This is a genomic window from Kitasatospora sp. NPDC040550 (assembly GCF_055594965.1).
The window spans coordinates 81274-104950 of sequence record NZ_JBVIWC010000013.1 but is presented as its reverse complement, the minus strand read 5'-3'; the positions used below and the strand labels follow the sequence as shown (position 1 = coordinate 104950).

General features: G+C 76.1%; 21 protein-coding genes. 6 read left to right on the top strand and 15 right to left on the bottom strand.

Annotation, left to right across the window (positions count from 1 at the left end; translation table 11 throughout):
• Positions 1-102: 102 nt before the first annotated feature.
• The 3 genes from ACZ58X_RS20570 to ACZ58X_RS20560 all read right to left on the bottom strand — a co-directional run bounded on the left by ACZ58X_RS20570 (position 103) and on the right by ACZ58X_RS20560 (position 5543).
• Positions 103-981: a LysR family transcriptional regulator gene (locus ACZ58X_RS20570; protein ID WP_470335050.1), complete on the bottom strand. Its 879-nt coding sequence runs from the start codon at positions 979-981 to the stop codon at positions 103-105.
• A 279-nt stretch (positions 982-1260) separates the two neighbouring features.
• Complete coding sequence (locus ACZ58X_RS20565) at positions 1261-4107, bottom strand: glycoside hydrolase family 3 C-terminal domain-containing protein (RefSeq protein WP_470335049.1); 2847 nt, start codon at positions 4105-4107, stop codon at positions 1261-1263.
• A 251-nt stretch (positions 4108-4358) separates the two neighbouring features.
• Positions 4359-5543 carry a tetratricopeptide repeat protein gene (locus ACZ58X_RS20560; protein WP_470335048.1) on the bottom strand — a complete coding sequence of 395 codons (1185 nt, stop codon included), beginning with the start codon at positions 5541-5543 and terminating at the stop codon, positions 4359-4361.
• Positions 5544-5730: 187 nt separating this feature from the next.
• Between ACZ58X_RS20560 and ACZ58X_RS20555 the strand changes: the two genes are divergently transcribed.
• Positions 5731-6186 carry a hypothetical protein gene (locus tag ACZ58X_RS20555; RefSeq protein ID WP_470335047.1) on the top strand — a complete coding sequence of 152 codons (456 nt, stop codon included), beginning with the start codon at positions 5731-5733 and terminating at the stop codon, positions 6184-6186.
• Positions 6187-6287: 101 nt separating this feature from the next.
• Positions 6288-6593 carry a putative quinol monooxygenase gene (locus tag ACZ58X_RS20550; RefSeq protein ID WP_360228284.1) on the top strand — a complete coding sequence of 102 codons (306 nt, stop codon included), beginning with the start codon at positions 6288-6290 and terminating at the stop codon, positions 6591-6593.
• A gap of 137 nt (positions 6594-6730) precedes the next feature.
• Here the strand turns inward: ACZ58X_RS20550 and ACZ58X_RS20545 are convergent, their stop codons facing one another.
• The 7 genes from ACZ58X_RS20545 to ACZ58X_RS20515 all read right to left on the bottom strand — a co-directional run bounded on the left by ACZ58X_RS20545 (position 6731) and on the right by ACZ58X_RS20515 (position 13988).
• Entirely contained in the window at positions 6731-7468 is a 738-nt protein-coding gene (locus tag ACZ58X_RS20545; RefSeq protein WP_470335046.1) for a hypothetical protein, read from the bottom strand.
• 35 nt (positions 7469-7503) lie between these two features.
• Complete coding sequence (locus ACZ58X_RS20540; protein WP_470335045.1) at positions 7504-8340, bottom strand: ECF transporter S component; 837 nt, start codon at positions 8338-8340, stop codon at positions 7504-7506.
• Entirely contained in the window at positions 8337-9938 is a 1602-nt protein-coding gene (locus ACZ58X_RS20535; protein ID WP_470335044.1) for an ABC transporter ATP-binding protein, read from the bottom strand. Before ACZ58X_RS20535 ends, ACZ58X_RS20540 begins: the two co-directional genes overlap by 4 nt.
• Positions 9935-11041 carry an energy-coupling factor transporter transmembrane component T family protein gene (locus ACZ58X_RS20530; protein ID WP_470335043.1) on the bottom strand — a complete coding sequence of 369 codons (1107 nt, stop codon included), beginning with the start codon at positions 11039-11041 and terminating at the stop codon, positions 9935-9937. Before ACZ58X_RS20530 ends, ACZ58X_RS20535 begins: the two co-directional genes overlap by 4 nt.
• A 43-nt stretch (positions 11042-11084) precedes the next feature.
• A complete protein-coding gene (locus tag ACZ58X_RS20525; RefSeq protein WP_470335042.1) occupies positions 11085-11777 on the bottom strand; it encodes an SCO2322 family protein in 693 nt (230 codons plus the stop codon).
• Complete coding sequence (locus ACZ58X_RS20520; protein WP_470335041.1) at positions 11777-13033, bottom strand: LPXTG cell wall anchor domain-containing protein; 1257 nt, start codon at positions 13031-13033, stop codon at positions 11777-11779. The genes ACZ58X_RS20525 and ACZ58X_RS20520 overlap by 1 nt, the downstream gene beginning before the upstream one ends.
• Before the next feature lie 334 nt (positions 13034-13367).
• The gene (locus tag ACZ58X_RS20515) at positions 13368-13988 is read right to left on the bottom strand and encodes a TetR family transcriptional regulator (RefSeq protein WP_470335040.1); all 621 of its coding nucleotides are present in this window, start codon (positions 13986-13988) and stop codon (positions 13368-13370) included.
• Between the two features lie 263 nt (positions 13989-14251).
• Between ACZ58X_RS20515 and ACZ58X_RS20510 the strand changes: the two genes are divergently transcribed.
• The 3 genes from ACZ58X_RS20510 to ACZ58X_RS20500 all read left to right on the top strand — a co-directional run bounded on the left by ACZ58X_RS20510 (position 14252) and on the right by ACZ58X_RS20500 (position 17471).
• On the top strand, positions 14252-15562 hold the full coding sequence (locus ACZ58X_RS20510) for a glycosyltransferase family 4 protein (protein WP_470335039.1): 1311 nt from the start codon (positions 14252-14254) through the stop codon (positions 15560-15562).
• Positions 15563-15660: 98 nt separating this feature from the next.
• Complete coding sequence (locus ACZ58X_RS20505; RefSeq protein ID WP_470335038.1) at positions 15661-16413, top strand: class I SAM-dependent methyltransferase; 753 nt, start codon at positions 15661-15663, stop codon at positions 16411-16413.
• Positions 16410-17471 (top strand): prenyltransferase, encoded by a 1062-nt coding sequence (locus ACZ58X_RS20500; protein ID WP_470335037.1) that lies wholly within the window; start codon positions 16410-16412, stop codon positions 17469-17471. Before ACZ58X_RS20505 ends, ACZ58X_RS20500 begins: the two co-directional genes overlap by 4 nt.
• A gap of 82 nt (positions 17472-17553) precedes the next feature.
• Here the strand turns inward: ACZ58X_RS20500 and ACZ58X_RS20495 are convergent, their stop codons facing one another.
• From ACZ58X_RS20495 to ACZ58X_RS20480, 4 genes are all read right to left on the bottom strand, one after another.
• Complete coding sequence (locus ACZ58X_RS20495; protein WP_470335036.1) at positions 17554-18477, bottom strand: hypothetical protein; 924 nt, start codon at positions 18475-18477, stop codon at positions 17554-17556.
• A gap of 209 nt (positions 18478-18686) precedes the next feature.
• A complete protein-coding gene (locus tag ACZ58X_RS20490) occupies positions 18687-19730 on the bottom strand; it encodes an N-acetylmuramoyl-L-alanine amidase (RefSeq protein WP_470335035.1) in 1044 nt (347 codons plus the stop codon).
• Positions 19731-19737: 7 nt separating this feature from the next.
• Positions 19738-21036: a hypothetical protein gene (locus ACZ58X_RS20485; RefSeq protein ID WP_470335034.1), complete on the bottom strand. Its 1299-nt coding sequence runs from the start codon at positions 21034-21036 to the stop codon at positions 19738-19740.
• 221 nt (positions 21037-21257) lie between these two features.
• Positions 21258-21911 carry a class I SAM-dependent methyltransferase gene (locus ACZ58X_RS20480; protein WP_470335033.1) on the bottom strand — a complete coding sequence of 218 codons (654 nt, stop codon included), beginning with the start codon at positions 21909-21911 and terminating at the stop codon, positions 21258-21260.
• Between the two features lie 375 nt (positions 21912-22286).
• Between ACZ58X_RS20480 and ACZ58X_RS20475 the strand changes: the two genes are divergently transcribed.
• Positions 22287-23372 (top strand): Zn-dependent alcohol dehydrogenase, encoded by a 1086-nt coding sequence (locus ACZ58X_RS20475; protein WP_470335032.1) that lies wholly within the window; start codon positions 22287-22289, stop codon positions 23370-23372.
• 94 nt (positions 23373-23466) lie between these two features.
• Here the strand turns inward: ACZ58X_RS20475 and ACZ58X_RS20470 are convergent, their stop codons facing one another.
• Entirely contained in the window at positions 23467-23610 is a 144-nt protein-coding gene (locus ACZ58X_RS20470) for a hypothetical protein (protein WP_470335031.1), read from the bottom strand.
• Positions 23611-23677 lie beyond the last annotated feature (67 nt).

The window sequence follows — 23677 nt, the reverse complement described above, 5'->3', positions numbered from 1 at the left end:
GCGCGTCCCGGGGCTCCGGGGCGCGCCGTTCGGCGTTCGCCGGGCTGTTCGATCCCTCCGGGTAGCCGCTGCGCCGTGAACGGGCCTGTGGTGCGCGGGAGTTCAGGCCGCGGCGGCATACAGGGCCGCGCGCAGGCCGGGGACGGTCTCGCGGTCGGCGCGCCACACCAGGCGGAGCCGGAGGGGCGGGGGAGCGAGGGGGAGGCGGACGAGGGCGCCGGAGGCGAGCGGCTCCCGGACGGCGAAGTCGGGGAGCAGGGCGATGCCGAGGCCCTGTTCGGCGCAGGCGCGGGTGACGGCGACGCCGCCGGTGCGGACGCGTTCGACGTCGTTGCCGAGCAGGCGCTCGCCGGCCAGCCGGAAGGAGCAGGCCGGGGCGTTCACCAGCAGGCGCTGGCCGTGCAGGTCCTCGCGGGTGAGGGCGGTGGCGCCGCCGAGTGGATGGGCGGGGGCGGCGACCAGGGCGAGCGGGACGTCCTTGAGGTCGAGGTGGTCGAGCGGGGCGGGCGGCAGGTAGAAGCCGAGTCCGCCGAGCGGTCCGGCGGTGTCCAGGATGAGGGCGGCCTCCAGCGCTCCGGCCGCGACGCCGCCGAGCAGGGCGTCCCGGGCGGTGTCGGTGTGCAGCGCGACGTCCAGGCCGGGGCGGCGCTCGGCGAGCCGGGCCAGGACGGCCGGGACGTGGGTCGCGGCTATCGTCTCCAGCGCGCCGAGCCGGAGCCGGGCGCGGTCGGTGACCACCTCCCGGCGGGCCTGTTCGGCCTGGTCGAGCAGCTTGCGCGCCCAGGGCAGCAGCCGTTCGCCGGCCGCGGTGAGGCTCGTCCCGCTCGGGGCGCGGTCGAACAGCTCGGTGTCCAGGCTGTGTTCGAGGGTGCGGATCTGCTCGGAGACCGAGGAGGGGGCCAGGTCGAGCGCCACGGCCGCGGCGGTGACGGTCCGGTGGGTGGCCACGGCCTCGAAGACGCGCAACTGACGAAGTTCCACTGGTTTCTCCGGTTCCCCCGAACGCCCGCGTGCGGTCGCGGGCCCGCTAGGCCCGCTCGTGGTTCGTGCTGCGGCGCGTGTTGAGGTGTTCGCGATGATCCTGCCGGTGTTGCGGGACAGCGTACGGCGGCGTTCGGGCATTCCGAACGCCGCGTGCGCGATCGCCGGTGGGGAGGATTCCGGGGGCGGCCCGTGGAGGACGGCGGTCGACCCGGGGTCAGCCGGGTCGACGGGGGCGAGCGGGTCGACGGGGTGGAGCGGGTCGAGCCGGTGGAACGGTCAAGCGGGCAGTTTCCAGAGCTGGTTGGTGCCGCCCGCGCAGTCCCAGAGTTCGAGCCTGGTCCCGTCGGCGCTGCTGCCGCCCCGGGCGTCCAGGCAGCGCTGCGAGCCCGGGTTGACCAGGGTGCCGTCCGGATGCGGGAGCCAGTGCTGGGCGGCGGTGCCGTTGCAGTCGTAGAGCTGGACGGGGGTGCCGGCGGCGGTGTGGCCGTCGGTGACGTCCAGGCACTTGCCGAGGGCCCGGAGCGAGCCGTCCTGCTGGACGGTCCAGTCCTGGGCGCCGGTGGAGTTGCAGCGGTAGAGCTGGACGGCGGTGCCGTTGACGGTGGACGCCCCGTCGACGTCCGTGCACTGCCCGGCGATGCCGGTCAGCGGCCCGCTGGGGCTGGGCGTGGTCCAGCGCTGTTGGGCGGTCGCCGTGCAGGCCTGCAGCAGCAGCCGGCCGTCCGTGTCGCTCAGGCACCGGCCGGTCGACGGGTTCAGCAGCGAGGAGTCCGGGCCCCTGCGCCACTTCTGGTCCGCGGTCCGGGTGCAGTCCCGCAGCCGGACGGCGGCGCCGTCGGCGGAGCCGGCCGGGGTGAGGCAGCCGTCGAGGACGCCGATGCTGCCGTCCGAGCCGACGGTGGCGTCCTGGGCGGCCGTACCCGAGCAGCTCGTCGCCTCCAGCGGCCGGTCGGGGTCCCCGGCGGCGGCCGAGGCGTCCAGGCAGGCGCCGTCGGAGCCGGTGATCCGCCCGGACCAGGTGGAGACGGCGGGGGACGCGGGGGCGTCCACGGTGCCCCGCAGCCGGGGCGCGCGGGAGGAGGAGCCGACGGTGAGGCCGTACCGCCCGCCGGGGACGCCCCAGCCGTGCACGCCTTCGTCCCAGACGGCGAAGGCGGAGCGGTCCAGTCGCAGGTCCAGGTGGGTCGAGGCGCCGGGCGCCAGCGTGACCTTGTCGAAGGCCTTGAGCTGCTGCGGGGGTTCGCCTGCGGCGGCCGGGAAGGTCAGGTACAGCTGGGGCACCTCGGTGCCGGTCCGGGTGCCCCGGTTGGCGAGGTCGAACCCGACCCGCACCCGGCCGGCCGGGTCGGGGCCGGTCACGGTGAGGCCGTCGTAGTCGAAGGTGGTGTACGAGAGGCCGTGGCCGAAGGGGAACAGCGGGGCGGTGCCGCTCGCGTCGTACCAGCGGTAGCCGACGCCGAGGCGCTCGGTGTAGTGGTAGACGCCGTCCGTGCCCGGGTACTGGGCGGCGTCCCGGATCGGCGTGGCGTCGGCGGAGGTCGGGAAGGTGACGGGCAGCCGCCCGGCCGGGTCGACGTCGCCGAACAGCACGTCGGCGAGCGCGGCGCCGCTCTGCTCGCCCGGGTACCAGGCCTCGACCACGGCGGGCACCGCGTCCAGCCACGGCATGGTGACCGGCCCGCCGGTGTTCAGCACCACCACGGTGCGCGGATTGGCCCGGGCGACGGCCCGGATCAGCGCTTCGTCCGCCGCGGCGAGGCTCAGCGAGCCGCGGTCGGCGCCCTCGGTCTCCTGGTCGCCGACCACCACCACCGCGACGTCCGCCCCGGTGGCCGCCGCGGCGGCCGCGGCGGGGTCGTCGCCGGGGTCGTAGCGCACCTCCGCGGTCGGGCCGACCCGGGCCGCGATGCCCTGGCGGGGCGTCACGGTGTGCTCGGCGTACGGGGTGACGCGCGAGGAGCCGCCGCCGCCGGTGTAGGCGCGGTCCGCCCAGGGGCCGACCACGGCGACGGACTTGAGCCGGGCGGCGTCCAGCGGCAGCGCGGCCCCTTCGTTGCGCAGCAGAACCGTTCCGGCAGCGGCGGCCGTCCGGGCGTCGCGCGCTCCGGCGGCCGGGTCGACCGCGGGCGCCTGGGTGCCGTCGAGCGCTCCCGTACGTGCCATCAGCCGCAGTACCCGGCGGACCTGGTCGTCCAGCACGGCCGGGGCCAGCCGGCCGTCCGCCACGGCGGCGGGCAGGTCGGCGAAGTAGCTCGAACCGCCGAACTCCTGGTCCAGCCCGCCCGCGGCGGCGTTGACGGCGGAGTGGGTGGCCGGGTAGTCGGAGCCGACCACCCCGTCGAAGCCCCAGCGGCCCTTCAACACGTCGCGCAGCAACGGGAAGTTCTCGCACGCCCAGACGCCGTTCACCGGGTTGTAGCCGCACATCGCCGACCAGGCCCGGCCCTCCCGTACGGCCGCCCGGAAGGCGGGCAGCTCGATCTCGGCCAGGGTGCGCTCGTCCACCTCCGAGCCGTACGACTGGCGGTTGTCCTCCTGGTTGTTGGCCGCGTAGTGCTTGACCTGCGCGGCGACGCGCTGCGCCTGGATGCCGCGCACCTCGGCGGTGGCGAGCCGCCCGGCGAGGTACGGGTCCTCGCCCAGCGTCTCGAAGTTCCGTCCGCCCTGGGGGACCCGGACGATGTTCACCATGGGCGCGTACAGCACCTGGTAGCCGCGCGCCCGCGCCTCCCGGCCCAGCACGTCGCCGTACCGGGCGGCCAGCGCCGGGTCGAAGGCGGCGGCCAGCGCGACGGGTGCGGGCAGCGCGGTCGCCGGGCGGCCGTCCCGGACCCCGGCCGGACCGTCCGTCAGCAGCAGCGGCGGGATGCCGAGCCTGGGCACGCCCGCGACGTAGCCGACGGAGTCCACCCCGGCCGGGGCGTCCCGGCCGCGCAGCAGGGTGACCTTCTCGTCGGTGGTGAGCTGGGCGAGGAGGCTCTCGATCCGCTGCTCCGGTGAACCCGGCGCGTCCTTCGGGCGCTCGCCCGGTGCGGCCGCGGCGCTGCCGGTCGTGGCGGCGGCCAACAGGCAGCCGCCCAGGCCGAGCCGGAGGATCCGCATTCGCAGGGAGGGACGTCGCATGGCAACCACCACCGATCGACGGAGTCGTGGACGGCCGGGCGGGCCTAAAAAGTGACGATCCGTCAAATCTACGATGGTTCGGCCCCGGACGGCAGGTGGCGCGCCGGGCGTGTCGGGTACGTCCGGGGCGTGTCAGGTACGTCCGGGGCGTGTGCCGGGCGGTGCGCGCGCCGCGGTCCGCCCCCGGGCCGTCCGGCCCCCCGGGCCCGCTGCCCCTGAGGCGGGGGCCGGTGCTACGGCGGGGGCCGGCCCTAGCTCAGCTCGGCCAGGGCCTGCTGGGCCGCCCGCGTCTTCGGGTGGCCCGCACCGAAGTGCTCCTGCCAGGCGGCGGCGTTGGCCCGGAGGATGTCGCGGGCCTCCGGAAGGCGGCCCTGCGCGGTGAGGACCCGGCCCCGGAGCGTGCCGACCTCCAGGGCGCGGTGGTGGTTCGGCCCGAGCGTGCGCCCGCAGAGCTCCGAGGACTTCTCCAGGGACGGCGCCGCGTCCTTCCCCGACCCGAGTAGCGAGACCGCCGCGACGAGGTGGAGCGCGGCCTCCAACTCCTCCTCGCCGACCGAGTCCGCCGTGGCGCGTTCGAGGGCGGGGCGGAGCACCGGCAGCGCTTCGTGGTGGCGGCCCTGTGCGTTCAGGGCGCGGGCCAGGCCGAGCCGGGCGGTGAGGAGGAACCGGGCGTCCAGGCCCGGGACGCCCGCCGCGTGGTCGAGGGCGGTGCGGGCCTCGGCCTCCGCCTCGACCGCCCGGCCGCCGGCCGTCAGCGAGAACACCAGGGCGTTCCGCGCGGCCAGCCCGAGCGGCACGGCGCCGGGCCCGCCCGAGGCCGCGACCTCCATCAGCGCCCGGGCCTGGGCCTCGGCCTCCTGGAAGCGGCCCAGGTAGGCGAGCGCCTGCGTCCGGTCGGACCTGGCCTTGAGCACGCGGGCACTGCCGTCGCCCGCGGTGGCGGTGGCGGCGGCCTCCAGCTCCGTCCATCGCGCGACCGCCTCGGCGTGGCGGCCGAGCGTGCTGAGGGCCGCGGCCTCGATCGACAGCGCGGCCTGGGTGCACTCGACGTCGACCTGACCGCCGAGTTCCACGAGGAGGGCTGCCTCGGCCCGTGCCTCCTCGGCCCGCCCCGTCCTCACCTGGACCTGGGCGAGCCCCAGCCGGGCCCAGCGGACGAGCTCGCCCCGGTCGGTCGAGTCGGGCGCCAGCCGCAGCACCTCGCGCAGCTCGGCCTCCGCCTCGGTACGGCGCTGGAGGCGTTCGAGTGCGCGCGCCCACACCACCCGGCTCGCCAGGGTCGCGGCATCATCCGGGCCGAACACCTTCGAGCGGATGCGGACCGCCTCCCGCGCCACGGGCTCCGCGTCCCGCGCGCGCCCCCCGTTGAGCAGGCGAACGCCCTCCTGGTGCAGCTCCTGCGCCTTGGAGTCCCGCCACTGCTGGAGCAGTCCCACCTCGTACCCCCCCCGTCGACCACGACCGGGCGATGATAGCGGGGTGCCCGGGGCGCCGCCCCGGGCGGCAGGCGCGCCGGTGGCCAGGGCCCAGTAGCGGTCGCCGTACCCGTCGGGCCCGGGCGACGGTCCCGGCCCCCGGGCGCCGCCCGCCCGGTCCCGCGAAGGGGTGGGTAGATTCTCGATCATGAAAACGACTACGGGGGACGACCGGCCGGTGCGGCCGGTGCGGGCGGCGCTCGACCGCCTGGGATCGGCGCATCCGACGGCGGAGCGCTCCCGCGCACTCCTGGGCGGGGCGCTGATCGCCGTCGCGCTCCTGCTCTTCGCCTGGATCCTGGTCCTCGGGTCGGCCACCCGAGGGCAGGCCGAGGTCAGGAACTGGTCCACGGTGTGGATCGGCATGGATGTTCTCCAGGTCGCCGGTCTGATCGCCACCGCCAGGCTGCTCGTCCGGCGCTCACGCCTGACCGCCCTGGCCGCCGCCGCGGCCGCCACCCTGCTTCTCCTCGACGCCTGGTTCGACGTGATGACCGCCGAGGGCGGCGGCGCCTGGTACACCGCCCTCGCGATGGCGTTCCTCGTCGAACTCCCGGCCGCCCTCGGGCTCGCCGCCCTGGCCCGGTCCGCCCTGGACTGGTGAGTCGTGGATCGCTGAGTCCTGCCGGCGCCGGCCGATTCCGCTCAACTCGGGCCCCTCGCTGGGTCGATAGCATGATCGTCACACCATCATTGGAGAGTTGCATGCCCGTCGTCATCGCCACGATCAGGACCAAGCCCGGCCGGCGCGACGAAGTCCTGGCCGCCTTCGAGCAGCACGCCCCGGCCATCCACGCCGAGGACGGCTGCGAGCTCTACGCCGTCCACGCCGGCCCCGACCGGATCACCGTGGTCGAGAAGTGGGCCGACCGGGCCGCCCTCGACGCCCACAGCGCCGGAGCGCCGCTGGCCGCGCTCGGCCCGGTCCTCGCCGCCGCCCTCGCCGAGCCCGCCGACGTCGCCGTCCTGGACGCCTTCCCCGCCGGAGACCCGGCCAAGGGCCTCATCTGACCGCGCGTCCTCCTCACGCGGTCCGCGCGGTCCGCGCGGTCCGTGTGCCCGGGCCAGCCGCCCCGGGCGCGCGGACCGGCGGGCCCGTCAGGCAGGGTGCGGTGTCCGCCGGGCAGGGGCGCGGTGTCCGCCGACGGCTACCAGGTGAAGAAGTCCGGCAGTTCCTCGGCGGGCGGCAGCGGTGCGTCCGCCGGGAGCGGGCGGATCTGGACGAAGGCGTGCTCGAACTGGCAGTACGAGAAGGGGTCCATGCCCGGGGCCACCACCAGGGCGTTGTCGCCGCGGCGCCAGACGCGGTACCGCCACCGGTAGCTCGAGTGCGGTTCCCGCTGGTGGCTGAGGTCGTGCTCGGGCGGGCCCAGCAGGGTGGTGAACTGCTCGGCCACGGCGTCCAGTTGGTCGTTGAAGGTGTCGGTCTCCTGGTCGGTGCTGCGCTGCCAGCCGGGGAGGGTGCCCCAGAAGTCCTCGGCCATCCCGCCGTCGGGGTCGACGTAGTACTCGTAGGCGAAGGGCACAAAGAGACTGTCGTCGCCGTACACGAGGTGGCCCGCCGGTGTGCGGGCCTTCTCGTTGAGCTCGCCGAGGTGGTCGCCGGTCGAGCGCCAGCCGGCGTCGGTCATCGCGCGTTCGCCGGCGTCGCCGTCCGTCCAGTCGAGGTCCGCCATCGCCACCAGCCGGGCGGCCAGTTCGGGGCCGACGGGGCAGGTCGCGACGATCCAGGGGGTGTCCTCGTCGTCCTCGGGCTCGTCGACGTCGGGCTCGTCGACGCCGGGCTCGTCGACGTCGGCCTCGTCGGCTTCGGCTTCGGCTTCGGCTTCGTCGTGGTCGAGGCCGGGGTCGAGGTCGCAGTCGGGGGCGAGGGGTGCGTCGGACACTGGGGGACTCCCGTTCTGGTGCTCGGTTCGAACGGTCACCCTAGCGGCGGGCGGAAGTCGACGGGGGCGTCGAAGGCCGCGCGACGGGTGGTGCGGCGCAGGGCGCGCAGGACGGGGGTGCCGAGGGTGAGGCAGAGCACGACGGTGAGGGCGGCGCGCGGGAGGTCCCAGCCCAGGGAGGTGGTGAGGCAGTAGGCGGCGAAGCGGACCAGGTTGGCGGGCAGCGGGTCGCCGGGGTGGAAGGAGATGGAGCCGGCCAGGCCGCCGATGTACGGCCAGCCCTGGAGGTTCATGATCGTGCCGTACAGGACGGCGGAGGCGGCGCCGTACCCCGCCAGCAGCAGCAGTTCGCGGCGCCCGCGCAGCGTGGCCGGGCCGGGCAGCAGGCCCGCGCCGAGGCAGACCCAGCCCATGGCGAGCATCTGGAACGGCAGCCACGGCCCGACGCCGCCGGTGAGCAGCGCGGAGGCGAACATCGACAGCGAGCCGAGGACGAAGCCGAAGCCGGGCCCGAGGACCCGCCCCGACAGCACCATCAGGAAGAACATGGGTTCCAGGCCCGCCGTCCCCGCCCCCAGCGGCCGGAGCGCGGCGCCGGCCGCCGCCAGCACCCCCAGCAACGCGACGGACTTGGCGTCCAGGCCCGGCGCCCCGCCGCCCGCCGTACGGCCTTCGGAGATCTGCGCGATGACGACGGCCAGCAGCAGCGGCAGCAGCAGGGCGAACAGCCACGGCGCGTCGGCGGAGTGGCCGACCAGGGCCGAGCCGGTGGAGGCGAGCAGCGGCCAGCCGAAGGCCGTCACGCCGACCAGGGAGACCAGGGACAGCGCCGTGACGGAGCGGCGGCCGAGCGGTACGGGTCGGCTGCTCATGCGTTCAGTGCCTCCGCGACCTGCCGGACGGTGAGCCACGGTCCGGGTGCGAGCACCTTGGCGACCTGCGGTGCGAAGGCGGGGGAGGAGACCACCACCTCCGCGGTCGGGCCGTCGGCGACGATCTCGCCCTCGGCCAGGATCAGGGTGCGGTGGGCGAGTTCGGCGGCGAGTTCGACGTCGTGGGTGGCCAGCAGGACGGCGTGCCCCTCGGCCGCGAGCCCGCGCAGGATCTCGACCAGCCGGGCCTTGGCGGCGTAGTCCAGGCCGCGGGTCGGCTCGTCCAGGAGCAGCAGCGGGGGCCGGGCGGTGAGGACGACGGCGAGGGCGAGGGTGAGCCGCTGGCCCTCGGAGAGGTCCCGGGGGTGGGTGGTGTCGGCGATGCCGGGCAGCAGTCGTTCGACCAGGGCGCGGCAGGTGCCCGCGGCGGCTCCGGCGTCCGCGTCCGCGGCGGCGCACTCGGCGGCGACGCTCTCCCCGTACAGCAGGTCGCGCGGGTCCTGGGGGACGAGGCCGACGTGCCGGATCAGTTCGGCGGGGCGGGTGCGGTGCGGGGTGCGGCCGCCGACGGTGACGCGGCCGGAGTCGGGGGCGTGCAGGCCGACCAGGCCGCCGAGCAGGGTGGACTTGCCGGCGCCGTTGCGGCCCATCAGGGCGGCGATCTCGCCGGGGCGCAGCACCAGGTCGACCCCGCGCAGGGCCTGGACCGGGCCGCGCCGTACGGCCAGCCGGTCGACGGCGGCGATCGGAGCGCCGTCGGGAACGGCGGCGGCGCCGGGCGCGCGCCCGTCCAGGTCGGCGCGCAGCGTGGCGGCCCTGCGCCGGGCGTCCCGGACGGACAGCGGCAGCGGCCGCCAGCCGGCGAGCCGGCCGAGGCCGACCACCGGCGGGTGTACGGGGGAGTGCGCCATCACCTCGGCGGGTTCGCCCAGGACGGGCGGTTCGCCCGGGGTCAGCAGCAGCACCTGGTCGGCGTACTGGACGACCCGCTCCAGCCGGTGCTCGGCCATCAGCACGGTGGTGCCCAGGTCGTGCACCAGCCGTTGCAGCACGGCCAGCACCTCCTCGGCGGCGCCCGGGTCGAGCGCCGAGGTGGGCTCGTCCAGGACCAGGACGCGCGGGTGCACGGTGAGCACCGAGCCGATCGCGACGCGCTGCTGCTGGCCGCCGGAGAGCGAGCCCAGGGCGCGGTCGCGCAGGTCGGCGAGGCCGAGCAGGTCGAGGGTCTCCTCGACCCGGCGCCGCATCACGTCGCCGGGCAGGCCCAGCGACTCCATGCCGTAGGCGAGTTCGTCCTCGACGGTGTCGGTGACGAAGTGCGCCGGCGGGTCCTGGCCCACGGTGCCGACCAGGTCGGCGAGGTCGCGCGGCCGGTGCTCGCGGGTGTCCCGGCCGCCGACGGTGACCCGGCCGTGCAGCACCCCGCCGGTGAAGTGCGGCACCAGGCCGCTGACCGTGCCCAGCAGGGTGGACTTGCCGGAGCCCGAGGGGCCCACCAGCAGGCAGAGTTCGCCCTCCGGGACGGTGAGGTCGACGCCCGCCAGCGCCGGGGCGGCGGCGTCCGCGTACCGGACGGAGACCTGCTCGAAGGTGATCACGATGCCCTCCGGGGCGGGGTCGGGGCGGCGAACGCCGGTACCAGGCCGAGGAGTACGGCCAGGACGGCGGCCAGCGGCAGCTCGGGGACGGTCGGCGGGACGACGGTGGGGGCGAAGGCGGCCGGATCGCGCGTCGCGAGGTACGCGACCAGGGCGGCCGCGGCGGCCCCGGAGCCGGCGGTCAGCCACTCCGGCAGGGCCCAGGGGTCGGGCCGGTAGCGGGATCTGACGGACCGTCGGTTGCCGAGCAGCAGTCCGGCGAAGGCGGCGGCCAGGCCCAGCAGCAGCACCGGCGGTGCCCAGCCGGCGCCCCCGGCGGTCAGCAGCCCGTACGCGGCCAGGCAGACCCCGAGCAGTCCGGCCAGGGTGAGGGCGGCCGTCACCCGGGCCAGTCGGCGCGGCACGTCGGCGGTGCGGCCGAAGCCGCGGGTGTCCATCGCCGCCGCCAGGGCGATCGAGCGCTCCAACGCCCCCTCCAGGACGGGGAGTCCGACGCTCAGCACGGCCGCGACGCCCTTGTCGGTGCGGCCCCGCAGCCGGCGGGCGGCCCGCAGCCGGCGCACGTCGGCGACCAGGTTCGGCGCGAAGGTCATCGCCACCACGACGGCCACGCCCGCCTCGTAGAGCGCGCCGGGCAGGGCGCGCAGCAGCCGGGCCGGGCTGGCCAGCGAGTTGGCGGCGCCGACGCAGATCAGCAGGGTGGCCAGGCGCAGCCCGTCGTACAGTGCCGCGAGCAGGCCTTCGAGGGTGACCCGCCCGCCGATCCGCACCCCCTGCGCCCAGCTGGGGAGCGGGAGTTCGGGCAGGGTGAACAGCACGTGGGTGCCGGGGACGGGCGAGCCGAGCAGTACCGCGAAGACCAGCCGGATGCCGAGCACCAGCAGCCCGAGGCGCAGGAACGCCCCGTACGAACGCGACCAGGGGGCGTCGCCGCGGCGCGCCGCGACCACGTACCCGGCGGTCGCGGCGAGCAGCAGCAGGAGCACCGGGTTGGTGGTGCGGGTCGCCGCCGCGCCCAGCCCGAGCGCCCACAACCACCAGGCCCCGGGGTGCAGTTGGCGCGGTCCGACGGGCGGGCGGGTGCTGCGGATGGTGCTGCTCACGGATCTGTCCTGGGAACGGGGTCGGGGCGTGTCACGGCACGCCTCAGGAGTGGCGGCGGCGGCGCGCCTGCCAGACGGCGCCGCCGGCGAGGACGGCGACCAGCGCGCCGCCGGCGACCAGGCCGAGGTCCGGGCCGCTGCTGCCGTTGCTGCCGCCGTCGGCCTTGGGCTGCGCGGCCGCGCCCGCGTCGACCTGGTCGCCGCAACCGGCCTTCGGGTAGCCGGCGATGGCGCACAGCATCCCGTTGGACTCGTAGCGCAGCGGCGGGGCGACGGCGGCCAGCACCTCGGCCGAGGTGGCGCGCGGTGCGACGCTCGCGCAGGCGGTCCGCGCCTCGGGCGGCGCGGCGGCGGACGTACCGGCGTCCTGGGACGTGCCGAAGTCCAGCACCACGGCGACCCGCTTGCGGCCGTCCTGGGCGGGGGTGGCGGCGCAGATCCCGTCGAACCCGGCCGCGGTGCGCGGCTTCGCGGCGTCCTGTCCGCCGTCCGGGCTGAGGGCGAACCGCCAGCCGTCCACCGAGCCGTCCGGCGGCACGGCGACCGCGGGCCCCTGCTGCTGGTACGTCCAGGCCCCGCCGTCGGCCCCGCGCCAGAACGACCAGTACCGGTACCCGGCGGCCTGCGCCGGGGTGGCGCAGGCCAGCAGCGCCAGGGCGCCGAGCAGGGCGAGCGCCAGGGTGGCCGGTGCCCGCCGGGGGCCGCGGCCCCCGGCGACGTCAGGCTGCGCCCGCATCAGAGCTGCGGGTTGCGCTTGCGCTGGAGGCTGAGCAGGAGCCCGCCGCCGATGCCGACCAGGAGGCCGACGATGATCAGCCAGAACTGCCCGATGCCGCCGCTCTTCTTCTTCGCCGGGGCGGTGGCGGTCGAGGGGGCCTCGGCCTTGGGCGTCGGACCGAGGGCGGTGAGCTGGCCGAGGAGGGCGGCGTCGCTGCGGTGGCTGGCCTGGTCGACCAGCAGGAGGGTGGCGGTGGCGGCGGCGTCGCTGCCGTTCTTGGTCCAGGTGGCGCTCTGCCCCTCCAGCCAGTCGATGGCGTCGACGGCCTGGTCGGGGTGGCCGCTCTGGATCAGGGCGAGGGCCGCCCAGGCGGTGGCGGTGTGGTCGGGCTTGGGGTCGGCGCCGGGGGTGGTGAGGGTGAGGTGTTCGTCGTCGGCGCCGAGCTGGGCGGCGAGGTAGGCACTGACGGCCTCGCCCGCTTCGGCGTGCGGCACGGTGGCGGGCGCGGAGCCGTCGGCGCAGGCGAGGGGCTTGGCGGTGGCGTCGGCGTGCACCGAGGCGGCGACCGGCAGGTGCCCGCCGGCGGCGGCGAGGGCGGCCTGGGCGGTGGCGAGGGTGTTGGGGGCGAGGGTGCCGGCGGCCGGGTCGGGCTGGAAGGCGAAGGCGCCGCGCTGGTCGGCGGGGGCGGCGCAGCCGAGCTGGAAGCGGGCGAGGCCGTCGAAGGCGTTCTTCGCGGCGGCGCCGCCGGTGCCGGGCTTGGCGATGCTCGCCGGGTCGGTCCGGGCGGCGAGCAGTGCGTTGACGACCAGGCCGGTGGAGTTGGCGTCGCCGGGGTTGCCGGGGTTGTAGGCCCAGCTGCCGTCGGCGTTCTGGTTGGCCTTGAGCCACTGGAGGCCCTTGTCGACGGCGCTCTGGTGCCCGCCGAGGGCGACCAGGGCCTGGAGGGCGACCGCGGTGGCGTTGCTGTCCTCGGTCTTGGGGTCGCAGGCCGCGCCGGGGGCCCGGTAGGAGGGCCAGCCGCCGTCCTCGCACTGCTGTCCGGTGAGCCAGTCGACGGCGGAGTCGGCGGGGGTGACCTTGGCCGCCGTCAGCGCGGTGAGCGCGAGGGACTGCCGCCAGACGCCGTCGTACGTCGGGTCGCTCTTGCCGTACAGGCCGTCCGGGGTGGCGGCGGCCGTGGGCGACGGGCTGTCGGCGAGGGCCGGTCCGGCGGCGAGGCCGGCGAGCAGCGCGGCGGACAGGGCGGCGGCGCCCAGGCGGGCGGCGGTCAGCATGGTGCGGGTGTGCCTTTCGGTGAGCGGTGGTGGGCCCCGGGCGGGGGCCGTTCCGTAGTCCTCGACGGGTGCCGGGCGGGTGCGGGTGCCCGGCTCGCCGCTCGTCCCTCCCCGGGTGCTCCGGCTCGCCCGGGGCGCCGGGGGCGCGGTCGGGCTCACGGTTGCGGGTCAGCGCCGGATTCGCACCGGCTTCCCCCGGGGGAGGAGCGGGATGGAGTTGTGCTGCCCGTCGACTCTAACCGCCGGGCTGCGGCGCGCGGGTCGGCCGGGGCGGCGGGGAGCTGGAACAGGTTCCAGAAACCGCCCCCGGGGAGCGCCCCGCCGGCCGGGGTGCTCAGGGCAGCGCGAGCAGCCGGGCCGCGGTGTGCAGGTCGGCCCGGACCTCGGCGATCGAGGCGCGGCCGGAGAGCCAGGCGACCAGGGCCGAGTGCCAGGTGTGCTCGATCACCCGGACGGCCGCGCGCTGGCCCTCGCTGGGTGGGCCGGACTGCCCGATGGCGTCCAGGATGAGTTGTCCGGTGGCGGCGCTGACCTGGTCCACCTCGGCGCCGACCGAGCGGTCCGCGAAGCTGAGTGCCCGGACCATCGCCTCGGCCAGCAGCGGCTCGCGCTGGAGCGCGTGGAAGGCCCGGGTGAGGGCGTCGGCGACCCGCAGGGCCGGCTCGGGATCGGTCGGCGGGTGCCGCCGGATGTGCTCCTGGAGCCCCTGGAGCTGCTCCAGCATGACCGCGACCAGCAGGTGGACCTTGGACGGGAAGTACCGGTACAGCGTCCCGAGGGCGACCTGCGCGCTCTCCGCGACCTCCCGCATCTGCACCGCCTCGTACCCGCCGCGGGCGGCCAGCGCGGTGGCGGCGCGCAGGATGCGGCGGCGCCGCTCGGCCTGGCGCGCGGACAGCGGCGGTTCGCCCGGCGCGGGGGAGGCGGGGCTCACGGACGTGGTCGGCGACGGCAAGGGTGCTCCCGGGGGCGCGTGGGTGGCGGCGTGCTCCAGAAAGGTCGACCCGAAGTCGACCCGCGGTCGGTCGGGCCCGGCGTGGCGGGAATCACCAGCCCTGGCTCCTGAGCGAAAGCTACGGGCCGGTATCTTCGAGGTCTCTCATTGTTCACACGGTCGATGACGAGTTCCACAGCCACTGAAACCTGATCTACTTTAGCGACCGGCGCCACTCGTTGGGCGCCGCTCGCACCGATAGCAGCCAGAGATGAGGGCCGAGGATGACCGCGCAGCCGCTGCGGATTGCCCTGCTGTCATACCGCGGGGACCCGTTCTGCGGCGGTCAGGGCGTGTACGTCCGGCACCTCTCCCGCGAGCTGGCCCGGCTCGGCCACCACGTGGACGTGATCGGCGCCCAGCCCTACCCCGTGCTGGACGAGGTCGAGGGCCCCGGCTCGGTCCGCCTGGTGGAGCTGCCCAGCCTGGACCTCTACCGGGCCGACGACCCCTTCCGCACCCCCGCCCGCGGCGAGTTCCGCGGCCCGGTGGACGTGCTGGAGTTCGCCACCATGCGCACCGGCGGCTTCCCCGAGCCGCTCACCTTCTCGCTGCGCGCCCGGCAGTACCTGGCCCGGCACAAGGGCCGCTACGACGTGGTGCACGACAACCAGACCCTCGGCTACGGCCTGCTCGGCCTGGCCCGGCACGGCTTCCCGCTGGTCACCACGATCCACCACCCGATCACCGTGGACCGGCAGTTGGAGCTGGACGCGGCCACCACCCGGGGCAAGCGGCTGTCACTGCGCCGCTGGTACGCCTTCACCCGGATGCAGCGCCGGGTCGCGGCCCGGCTGGACCACGTGATCACCGTCTCCGGCACCTCGCAGCGCGAGATCGCCGAGCACCTGGGCGCCGCCCCCGGCGCGATCTCGGTGGTGCCGATCGGCGCCGACACCCGGCTCTGGTCGCCCTCGGCGCTCGTCGAGCGGGTCCCGGGCCGGATCGTCACCACCTCCAGCGCGGACGTGCCGCTCAAGGGCCTGGTGTACCTGGTCGAGGCGCTGGCCAAGGTCCGCACCGAGCGGGACGCCCACCTGGTGGTGGTCGGCAAGCCGCAGAAGGAGGACGGGCCGGTGGCCGAGGCGGTGCGCCGTTTCGGGCTGGCGGAGCACATCGAGTTCCGCACCGGGCTGAGCGACCGGGAGCTGGTCGACCTGTACCGCTCGGCCGAGGTCGCCTGCGTCCCGTCGCTGTACGAGGGCTTCTCGCTGCCCGCCGCCGAGGCGATGGCCACCGGCACCCCGCTGGTGGCGACCACCGGCGGGGCGATCCCCGAGGTGGCCGGGCCGGACGGCGTGACCAGCCTGGCCGTGCCGCCGGGGGACGCGGGCGCCCTGGCCGGCGCGCTCGGCGGGCTGCTGGACGACCCGGAGCTGCGCGCCGAGCTCGGCGCGGCCGGCCGCGAGCGGGTGCTGGCCCGGTTCACCTGGGAGCGGGCCGCCGAGCTGACCGCCGAGGCGTACCGCGCGGCGATCGCCACCGGCGTCGGCGCCCGGGCCCGCTCCGGGCCGGGCTGGCGGTACGTGCCCTGAGGGGCGCGCTCGTGAGCGAGTCGCTCCGGGCGTCGAGGCGAGTGTGACCTGACGAAGCGTCAAGGACGCTTGGTGGCAATAGGAATGGGAGCCCTGCAGTGCTGACCGTCGATTTCTCGCGCTTCCCGCTCGCCCCCGGCGACCGGGTGCTCGACCTGGGCTGCGGCGGGGGCCGGCACGCGTTCGAGTGCTACCGCCGCGGCGCCAACGTGATCGCCCTCGACCAGAACGCCGAGGAGATCGCCGAGGTCACGAAGTGGTTCGCGGCGATGGAGCTGGCCGGCGAGGCCCCCGAGGGCGCGTCGGCGGTCGCGATGGAGGGCAACGCGCTGGCACTGCCGTTCGAGGACGACTACTTCGACAAGATCATCATCTCCGAGGTGATGGAGCACATACCCGATGACAAGGGCGTGCTCAACGAGATGTTCCGGGTCCTCAAGCCGGGCGGCCTGCTCGCCGTCACCGTGCCGCGCTGGCTCCCGGAGAAGATCTGCTGGGCGCTGTCCGACGAGTACCACGAGGTCGAGGGCGGCCACATCCGGATCTACCGGGGCGACGAGCTGCTCGGCAAGCTCAAGGACGCCGGCCTGGAGCCGTACGGCACCCACCACGCGCACGCCCTGCACTCGCCGTACTGGTGGATCAAGTGCGCGGTCGGCGTGGACAACGACAAGGCGCTGCCGGTCAAGGCCTACCACCAGCTGCTGGTCTGGGACATCGTCGGCACCCCGGTGATCAGCTCGATCACCAAGGCCGCCGAGAAGGCGCTCAACCCGCTCATCGGCAAGAGCTTCGTCGCCTACGCCTCCAAGCCGAACAAGGTCGAGCGCGCGCCGGGCGGGGCGGAGTGACCGCCGCCGTCCCCGAGGTGCTGCTGCTCGACGGGGTGCTGGACGCCGAGCAGGCGGCCGACACCGTGCGCAGCATCCTGGCCGAGCAGCGCCCCGACGGCGCCATCCCCTGGTTCGCGGGCCACCACCTCGACCCCTGGGACCACACCGAGGCCGCGATGGCCCTGGACACCGCCGGCGAGCACGCCGCCGCCGAGGCCGCCTACCGCTGGCTCGCCTCCCGGCAGAACCCGGACGGCTCCTGGTACGCCGCGTACACCGACGGCGCGGTCACCGACCGGGCCAAGGAGAGCAACTTCTGCGCGTACATCGCGGTCGGGGTCTGGCACCACCACCTCAGCACCGGCGACGACGCCTTCCTGGAGTGGATCTGGCCGGTGGTCCGGCGGGCGCTGGACTTCATCGTCGGCCTGCGGCTGCCCGGCGGCCCGATCGCCTGGCGGGTCGACGAGGACGGCGCCGCCACCGGGGAGGCGCTGCTCACCGGCTCCTCCAGCATCCTGCACGCGCTGCGCTGCGGGCTGGCCGTCGCCGACTACCTGGAGGAGCCGCAGCCCGACTGGGAGCTCGCGGCCGGCCGGCTGCGGCACGCCATCGCCCACCACCCCGAGCGGTTCCTGGACAAGGACCGCTACTCGATGGACTGGTACTACCCGGTGCTCGGCACCGGCCTGCGCGGCGACGCGGCGGTGGCGCGGATCGAGCGGGAGTGGGAGCGCTTCGTCGTCCCCGGCCTCGGCGTGCGCTGCGTCAGCGACCGCCCGTGGGTGACCGGCGGCGAGAGCGCCGAACTGGCGCTCGCGCTCTGGGCGATCGGCCAGTCCGACCGCGCGGTGGACATCCTGCGCTGGATCCAGCGGCACCTGCGGCACGAGGACGGCTCGTACTGGACCGGGTACGTCTTCGAGGACGACGCGATCTGGCCCGAGGAGCGCACCACCTGGACGGCCGGGGCGCTGCTGCTCGCGGTCGCCGCGCTCGGCGGGGACCCGGCGACCGTCGCGGTCTTCGGCGGGGACCAGTTGCCCGCCGGGCTGGTGGTCCAGGACTGCTGCTGACGGCACGCGGAAGGGGCGGGACCGGTGATCCGGTCCCGCCCCTTCCCGTCTCCGTCGCGCGGCCCGCGGCCGCGTCGCGGCGTCAGCCGCGCTGGATGCCCGTGGTGTCGGCCAGCACGCCCTGGGTGCCGTCCGGCAGCTGGGCGACCAGGGCCGCGCCGCGCTGCTCGACGGCCAGGTACCAGGTGCCCGGCACGACCTCGCCGACCGGGGCGCCGGCCGGGTTGTCCTTCGGGGCCAGCTGGCGCGGGGCCGGGACGGCGAACCAGAAGGGCTGGAAGTCCGCCGCCGGGGCGGCCGGCTGCTGGGCGGCCGGGGCCGGCTGCGGGGCCGGCGCGGCGGCGTCCTGCGGACCGGCCGGCACCGGCTGGCCCGGCTGCGGCTGGCCGGCGGCCGGGTAGCCGTAGCCACCGGCCGGCTGGGCGCCGAAGGCCGGGTCGTGACCCTGGTTCGGGTAGCCGTACTGGCCCGGGCCGGGCTGACCGGGGGCACCCGGGTGGCCGGGCTGACCCGGCATCGGGTAGCCGCCCTGGTAGGGGACGGCCGGGCGCTCGTTGACCAGCGGGGCCTTGAGCGCCGGCACCAGCGGTGCGGCCGCGGCCGCCCCGGCCAGCACGATCAGCGAGATGAGGCCGAGCCAGGCGCCGAAGCCGTGGCTGAGCGTGGTGGCGCTCGGACCCCCGCCGAGCGCCCAGACCGAGGTCCAGAGCGCGGCGACGCTGAACGCGATGCCCCACTGGTCCAGCCGCAGGCCGAGCACCTGGCGGTTGGCCGCGGCGGGGCCCTGGAAGCGCTGCACCAGGATCAGGACGGCTGCGGCGATCCCCAGGAGGTAGATCGACGGCAGGATGGGGAACAGCTGGGTGCTCCACGCGTTCTGCGAGGTGTCCCCGCAGTACCGGCCGCTGCAGTCCACGGTCCAGTAGGGCAGGAAGGAGGCGATGAACAGCAGGACGGCCGCGCCTGCGACGGCGGCGTCTCCCCTGGTGAGAGCGCGCAGATTCACTTACGTTCCCCTCGTTGACGTGTCGTGGACGGTGCTTCGTGCGGTCGGGCCGACCGGCCGAAACTCCCGAACGGACCAGAAGCCTAGGCCCAACCGTCCTGCCGGTGCACGGCGGGACCGGGAACGGGTCGAAGTCGTTGCCAACCGTGCTGATCCGGTGGGTGTCCGCCGGTCGGCCCCGTTCGCCCCAACTCCCTTGCCCGGTCCGGTCAGTGGGTGGTCAGGAAGGCGCCCAGCGCGTCGGCGATCCCCTGGGCGGCCTGCTGCCGCCACTGAGGGTCCGTCATCCGTCGGGCGTCCGCGGAGTTGCGCATGTTACCGCACTCGATGAACACCTTGGGAACCGCGGAGAGGTTGAGGCCGCCCAGGTCGGAGCGGGTGTCCAGGCCCTGGTCGGCGATGTAGTCGGCGTACGGCTCGCCGGTCGCGGCGTGGAAGCGGTCGCGCAGCAGCAGGCCCAGCCGGTGCGAGGGTTCGACGATCGCGGAGTTGTCCGCCTTACCGGCGACCACCTTGGCGGGCATGATCACGTGGAAACCGCTGCCGCTCGCCGGGGCGCCGTCGGCGTGCACCGACAAGGCGACGTCCGCGTGGGCGTCGGCGCCCGCCCTGGCCCGCTCGTCGACGCACGGGCCCCACGGGCGGTCGCCGTCCTGCACCAGGACGACCTTGGCGCCCCGGGCGGTGAGCAGGGCGCGGGCCCGGCGGGTGACGTCCAGGGTGTAGTCGGCCTCGGTGTAGCCCGCGTTGGTCTCGGTGCCGGTGGTGTCGCACTCCTTGTGGCCGTTGCCGACGTCCACCTGACGGTTGATCTCGGTGGGGTGGGAGAAGTTGCCGGGGTTGTGGCCGGGGTCGAGCACCACGGTGCGGCCGGCCAGGTCGGCGCCGCCGGCCGGGGCCTGCGGGGTGGCGGTGGGCGCCGGCGTGCCGCCCGGCGCGCCGGGCGCCGTGCCCGTCGGTGTGCCCGTCGGTGTGCCCGTTGTTGTGCCCGTTGTTGTGCCCGGGGACGGGTCGGTCGGGGTGCCGCCGGTCGGCGGGACCTCCGGGGTCGCCGGGGCCGGGCCGGTGGAGGCGGCGCCGGCGGCGGGTGCCGCGGCGGGCTGCGCGGAGGCCGCGGCGGCCGCCGGGCCGGAGTCGTCCAGGGCCTGCCAGCCGAACCAGCCCGCCGTGCAGAGCGGAACGACCACCGCCACCGCGGTGGCGGTGCGCAGCAGGGCGGAACGGCGGGGGGCGGGGGAGGTCGGGCCGGTCACGGGTGGTTCAGATCCTGTCCGAGGTGGGCGGGGTGAGACCGTAGGCGTCCGCGATCGGCTTCCACTTGGTCAGGAAGTCGTTCTTCGCCTGGGTCGCCTGGGGGTTGAGCTCGTCCGCGTGCTTCTTGTCCGGCGTGCTCGGCGCGTTGCCGGAGCAGCCCTGCTTGGCCACGGCGCGCGCCCAGGCCGCGTACGCCTTGTCGATGTCGGCGGACAACTGCCAGGCGGACTTCAACGAGTTCACCGCGTCCGCACCGCCCGGGACGTCCGTGACGCTCAGCTTGGCGAGCTTGCCCAGCAGCCCCTGGCGCTGGCCGGCCCCGCTGTCGAAGACCTGCGCCGCGCTCTCGATGTCGGCCTTCGACGGGCAGCTGCTGACCTTGGCGACGGCGTTGCCGATCTGCGTCCTGGCGTTGCCGCCCTCGGTGAGCAGCCCGTCCAGCGCCTGTGCCTGGGCCTTGGCGTTGGGGCCGGCCGTGGTCGCGGACGGGGCCGGCGTGTCGGAGGGGGTGGCCGTGGCGCCGGGCGTCGCGTCCGTGCCGGTCGGCGCCGGGGCGGGCGGCGGGTTGCCGGAGCCGGTCGCGTTCGTGGCCGACGGGGCGGGCGCGGCCTGGCCGCCCTTGTCACCGCCCTGGGTCGCGTACAGCAGGCCGCCGCCGACCGCCAGCACCAGCAGCACCGCGAAGCCGATCAGCAGCGGGGCCCGGCGGTTGCCCGGGCGGTCCCCGTCGTCCTCGTGGTCGGGCGGGAGGGCGGCCGGGTGGTCCGGGTAGGGCTGGGCCGGGTACGGCTGGCCGCCGTACGGGGCCTGTAGGGCCTGCGGGGTCTGTGGGTGGGGCGGTGGCGGCGGGTACCCGTAGCCGCCCTGCTGGCCCGGGGCCTGCTGGTACGGGTTGCCGGCCGGGGGCGGCGGCGGGTAGACGTACCCGGGGCCGGGGAGCGGACCGCCCTGGGCGCCGCGGTCCTGCGGGGTCGCGTGCGAGGGGAACGGCGCGGCCGCGGGCGGTGCGCCCGGCGGCGGGGTGACCCGGGGGAGGGCGGCGGTGGGCGCGCCGGGGCCCGGGGGCGGGGGGGCGGCCGGGCCCGACATGTCCGGCGCCGGGCCGAAGCCCGGGGCGGTGGACAGGTACGGGCGGCCGCCCAGCGGCGGATCCTTGTCCTCGGCCGCGCCCGGGGCGGGGGCCCCGGGCGGTGCGGCGGGGGCGGTCCCGGCGTCCGGGCGCTGCGGATTGCGGACCCAGCCGCCCGCGCCGCCGCGCGCGGTCGGGTCCCAGACCGCCGGAGCGGTGTTGTGCTGGTCCGTCATGTGCCGCTGGCCCCCACCGTCCGCCGATGCTCTGCCTGGTGCTGCCGCCCGTGCCGCAGCTGCCTGGTGCTGCGCGGACACCGTACCGTTCGAACCCCCGCCCGACAGCCCAGGCACGACGTTAGAGCATCGGGGTAGGGCCGCGAGGGGTATCTCACGGGCCGGTCGGGGCGGGCGGCGGTCGGGGCGGTGGAGGCTCCAGGAGCGGGGTGTGCGGGAGGCTAGGCGGCGGCCCGGCGCAGGACGCGCAGCGAACCGGTCACCGAGACCTCCTCGAAGCCCTCGGCCAGCGCCCGCAGGTAGACCCGGTACGGGGCCTGGCCGCCGTCCGCCGGGTCCGGGAACACGTCGTGCACCACCAGCAAGCCCTCCGGCGCCAGGTGCCGCGCCCAGCCCTCGTAGTCGCCGGTGGCGTGCTCGTCGGTGTGTCCGCCGTCGATGAAGACCAGGGCGAGCGGGCGCCCCCACAGTGCGGCGATCTGCGGCGAGCGGCCGACCAGCGCGACCACGTGCTCCTCCAGCCCCGCCGCGTGCAGGGTGCGGCGGAACCGGGGCAGGGTGTCCATCCGGCCGACCTCCGGGTCCACCAGGGTCGGGTCGTGGTACTCCCAGCCCGGCTGCTGCTCCTCCGAGCCGCGGTGGTGGTCCACGGTCAGCGCGACCGTCCCGGCCTCCCGGGCCGCGGCGGCCAGCAGGACCGCCGAGCGGCCGCAGTAGGTGCCGATCTCCAGCACCGGCAGCCCGGTGCGCCGGGCCGCCGCCACCGCCGCCCCGTAGAGCGCGAGGCCTTCGTCCACCGGCATGAACCCGGTGGCCGCCTCGAACGCCGCCAGCACCTCCGGCGCCGGGCGGGCGCCCTCCAGCAGGTCGGACATGCGGTGCTCCTCGGGGTTCGGGCGGCGGGCGGACGTGCTCGGACCCTACTCGACGGTAGCGGGACGGCCGCCGGGAGGTCGGCCGGCCCGGTCGGCGGGGGCGGTCGGCGGGGGCCGTAGGCCGGTGTCGTCAGCCGGCCAGCAACCCGGCGGCGATCCGGGCGCGGTGCGGGGCCAGCTCGGCGGCGATCGTCGCGGCCTCGGCGGCGGTGGCGGTGACGGGCCGGGTCGCCGGTGTACAGAGGGCTTGTTCGTATGGCGATCGCTCCGCAGGCCCGCCGCCCCCGCGCCGTTCTGGAACGCGTTCTAGTCGCTCCTCGGCGGCCGTGCCAGAATCGCCCCGACCCTTGACCCGAGGCACACCGGGAGCAGCCCATGCGCGCAGCCGTCCTGCACAAGACCGGCCAGGACACCCTCGACGTCCGCGCGGACGTCACGGCGCTCGGCTTCGGACCGGGCACCGTACGGGTCCGGATGCGCGCCGCCAGCCTGTGCCACTCGGACCTCTCCGCGATGAGCGGCATCCTGCCGCAGCCCGCGCCCTTCGTCCCCGGGCACGAGGGCGCCGGGGACGTCGTCGAGGTCGGCGAGGGCGTCACCGGCGTCGCCCCCGGCGACCGCGTGGTGCTCTGCTGGATGGCCCCCTGCGGACGCTGCGCCCACTGCGAGCGCGGCCGCGGCCACCTCTGCATCGCCAGCCTGCGGCGGCTCGGCGCCCCTGGCTTCCGGCTCGCCGACGACGGCACCGAGGCCTCCGGCTTCTACGGCACCGGCGCCTTCGCCGAGGAGGTGGTGGTCACCGCCGACGCGGTGATCAAGGTGCCCGCCGACCTGCCGTACGAGGCCGCCGCCCTGATCGGCTGCGGCGTGACCACCGGCATCGGCGCCGCCGTCAACACCGCCCGGGTCGAGCCCGGTTCCTCGGTCGCGGTGATCGGTGCGGGCGGCGTCGGCGTGGCCACCGTCCAGGGCGCCCGGGTCTGCGGCGCCGCCCGGATCACCGTGGTCGACCCGGTCGCCTCGCGCCGCGAACGGGCCCTCGCCTTCGGCGCCACCGAGGCGATCGCCCCCGAGGAACTCAAGCCGTTCGCCAAGGGGCTGCCCGGCGGCGGCTTCGACCACGTCTTCGAGGCCGTCGGCCGCGCGGCCACCGTGCGGGCCGGCTACGACGCCGCCCGGCGCGGCGGCGCCGTCGTCGTCATCGGCGCGGGCGCGCAGGACGACCTGGCCCAGTTCACGATGGGGGAGCTGTTCTTCAACGAGAAGCGGCTGCTGCCCTCGCTGTACGGCGGGGCGCCGGTCGCCCGCACGATCGCCCTGGTCGTGGACCTCTGGCGGGCCGGGCGGATCGACCTCGACGGGATGATCACCCACCGGGTCGGGCTGGCCGAGGTGAACCTGGCGATCGAGCAGATGCGCAGCGGCGAGGCGCTGCGGACGGTGATCTCGCTGGACTCCTGACGCCCCGCCCCACGGCCCGGCGGGGGAGACACGTGCGAGGGCCCGCCGGGAGTCTCCTCGGCGGGCCCTCGCGGGGTGTGTCGTGTTCCTCGGATCAGCCCCGGGTGCCGGCAGCGCGGTGGCGGCCGTGCGGGTCCGCCCCGGGGGTGTCGTCGGCGGCCGAGCCGCCACGGTGGCGACCGTGCGACGCGGTGTCCTCGGCCGTGTTCTCGTCGGCGTCGGTGAGGGTGTCGGACATGAGAATCGTCTTCCGTGCGAGGGTGCAGGTCATCGGCGCCCGCCCGGTGCCTGCGGCACACGGTCGG

Coding starts and splice junctions, on each gene's coding strand:
- ACZ58X_RS20480 (WP_470335033.1), bottom strand. CDS start 21,911: ATGTCCGACCTGCTGGAGGGCGCCCGCCCGGCGCCGGAGGTGCTGGCG.
- ACZ58X_RS20510 (WP_470335039.1), top strand. CDS start 14,252: ATGACCGCGCAGCCGCTGCGGATTGCCCTGCTGTCATACCGCGGGGAC.
- ACZ58X_RS20550 (WP_360228284.1), top strand. CDS start 6,288: ATGCCCGTCGTCATCGCCACGATCAGGACCAAGCCCGGCCGGCGCGAC.
- ACZ58X_RS20565 (WP_470335049.1), bottom strand. CDS start 4,107: ATGCGACGTCCCTCCCTGCGAATGCGGATCCTCCGGCTCGGCCTGGGC.
- ACZ58X_RS20475 (WP_470335032.1), top strand. CDS start 22,287: ATGCGCGCAGCCGTCCTGCACAAGACCGGCCAGGACACCCTCGACGTC.
- ACZ58X_RS20555 (WP_470335047.1), top strand. CDS start 5,731: ATGAAAACGACTACGGGGGACGACCGGCCGGTGCGGCCGGTGCGGGCG.
- ACZ58X_RS20485 (WP_470335034.1), bottom strand. CDS start 21,036: ATGACGGACCAGCACAACACCGCTCCGGCGGTCTGGGACCCGACCGCG.
- ACZ58X_RS20525 (WP_470335042.1), bottom strand. CDS start 11,777: ATGCGGGCGCAGCCTGACGTCGCCGGGGGCCGCGGCCCCCGGCGGGCA.
- ACZ58X_RS20520 (WP_470335041.1), bottom strand. CDS start 13,033: ATGCTGACCGCCGCCCGCCTGGGCGCCGCCGCCCTGTCCGCCGCGCTG.
- ACZ58X_RS20540 (WP_470335045.1), bottom strand. CDS start 8,340: ATGAGCAGCCGACCCGTACCGCTCGGCCGCCGCTCCGTCACGGCGCTG.
- ACZ58X_RS20470 (WP_470335031.1), bottom strand. CDS start 23,610: ATGTCCGACACCCTCACCGACGCCGACGAGAACACGGCCGAGGACACC.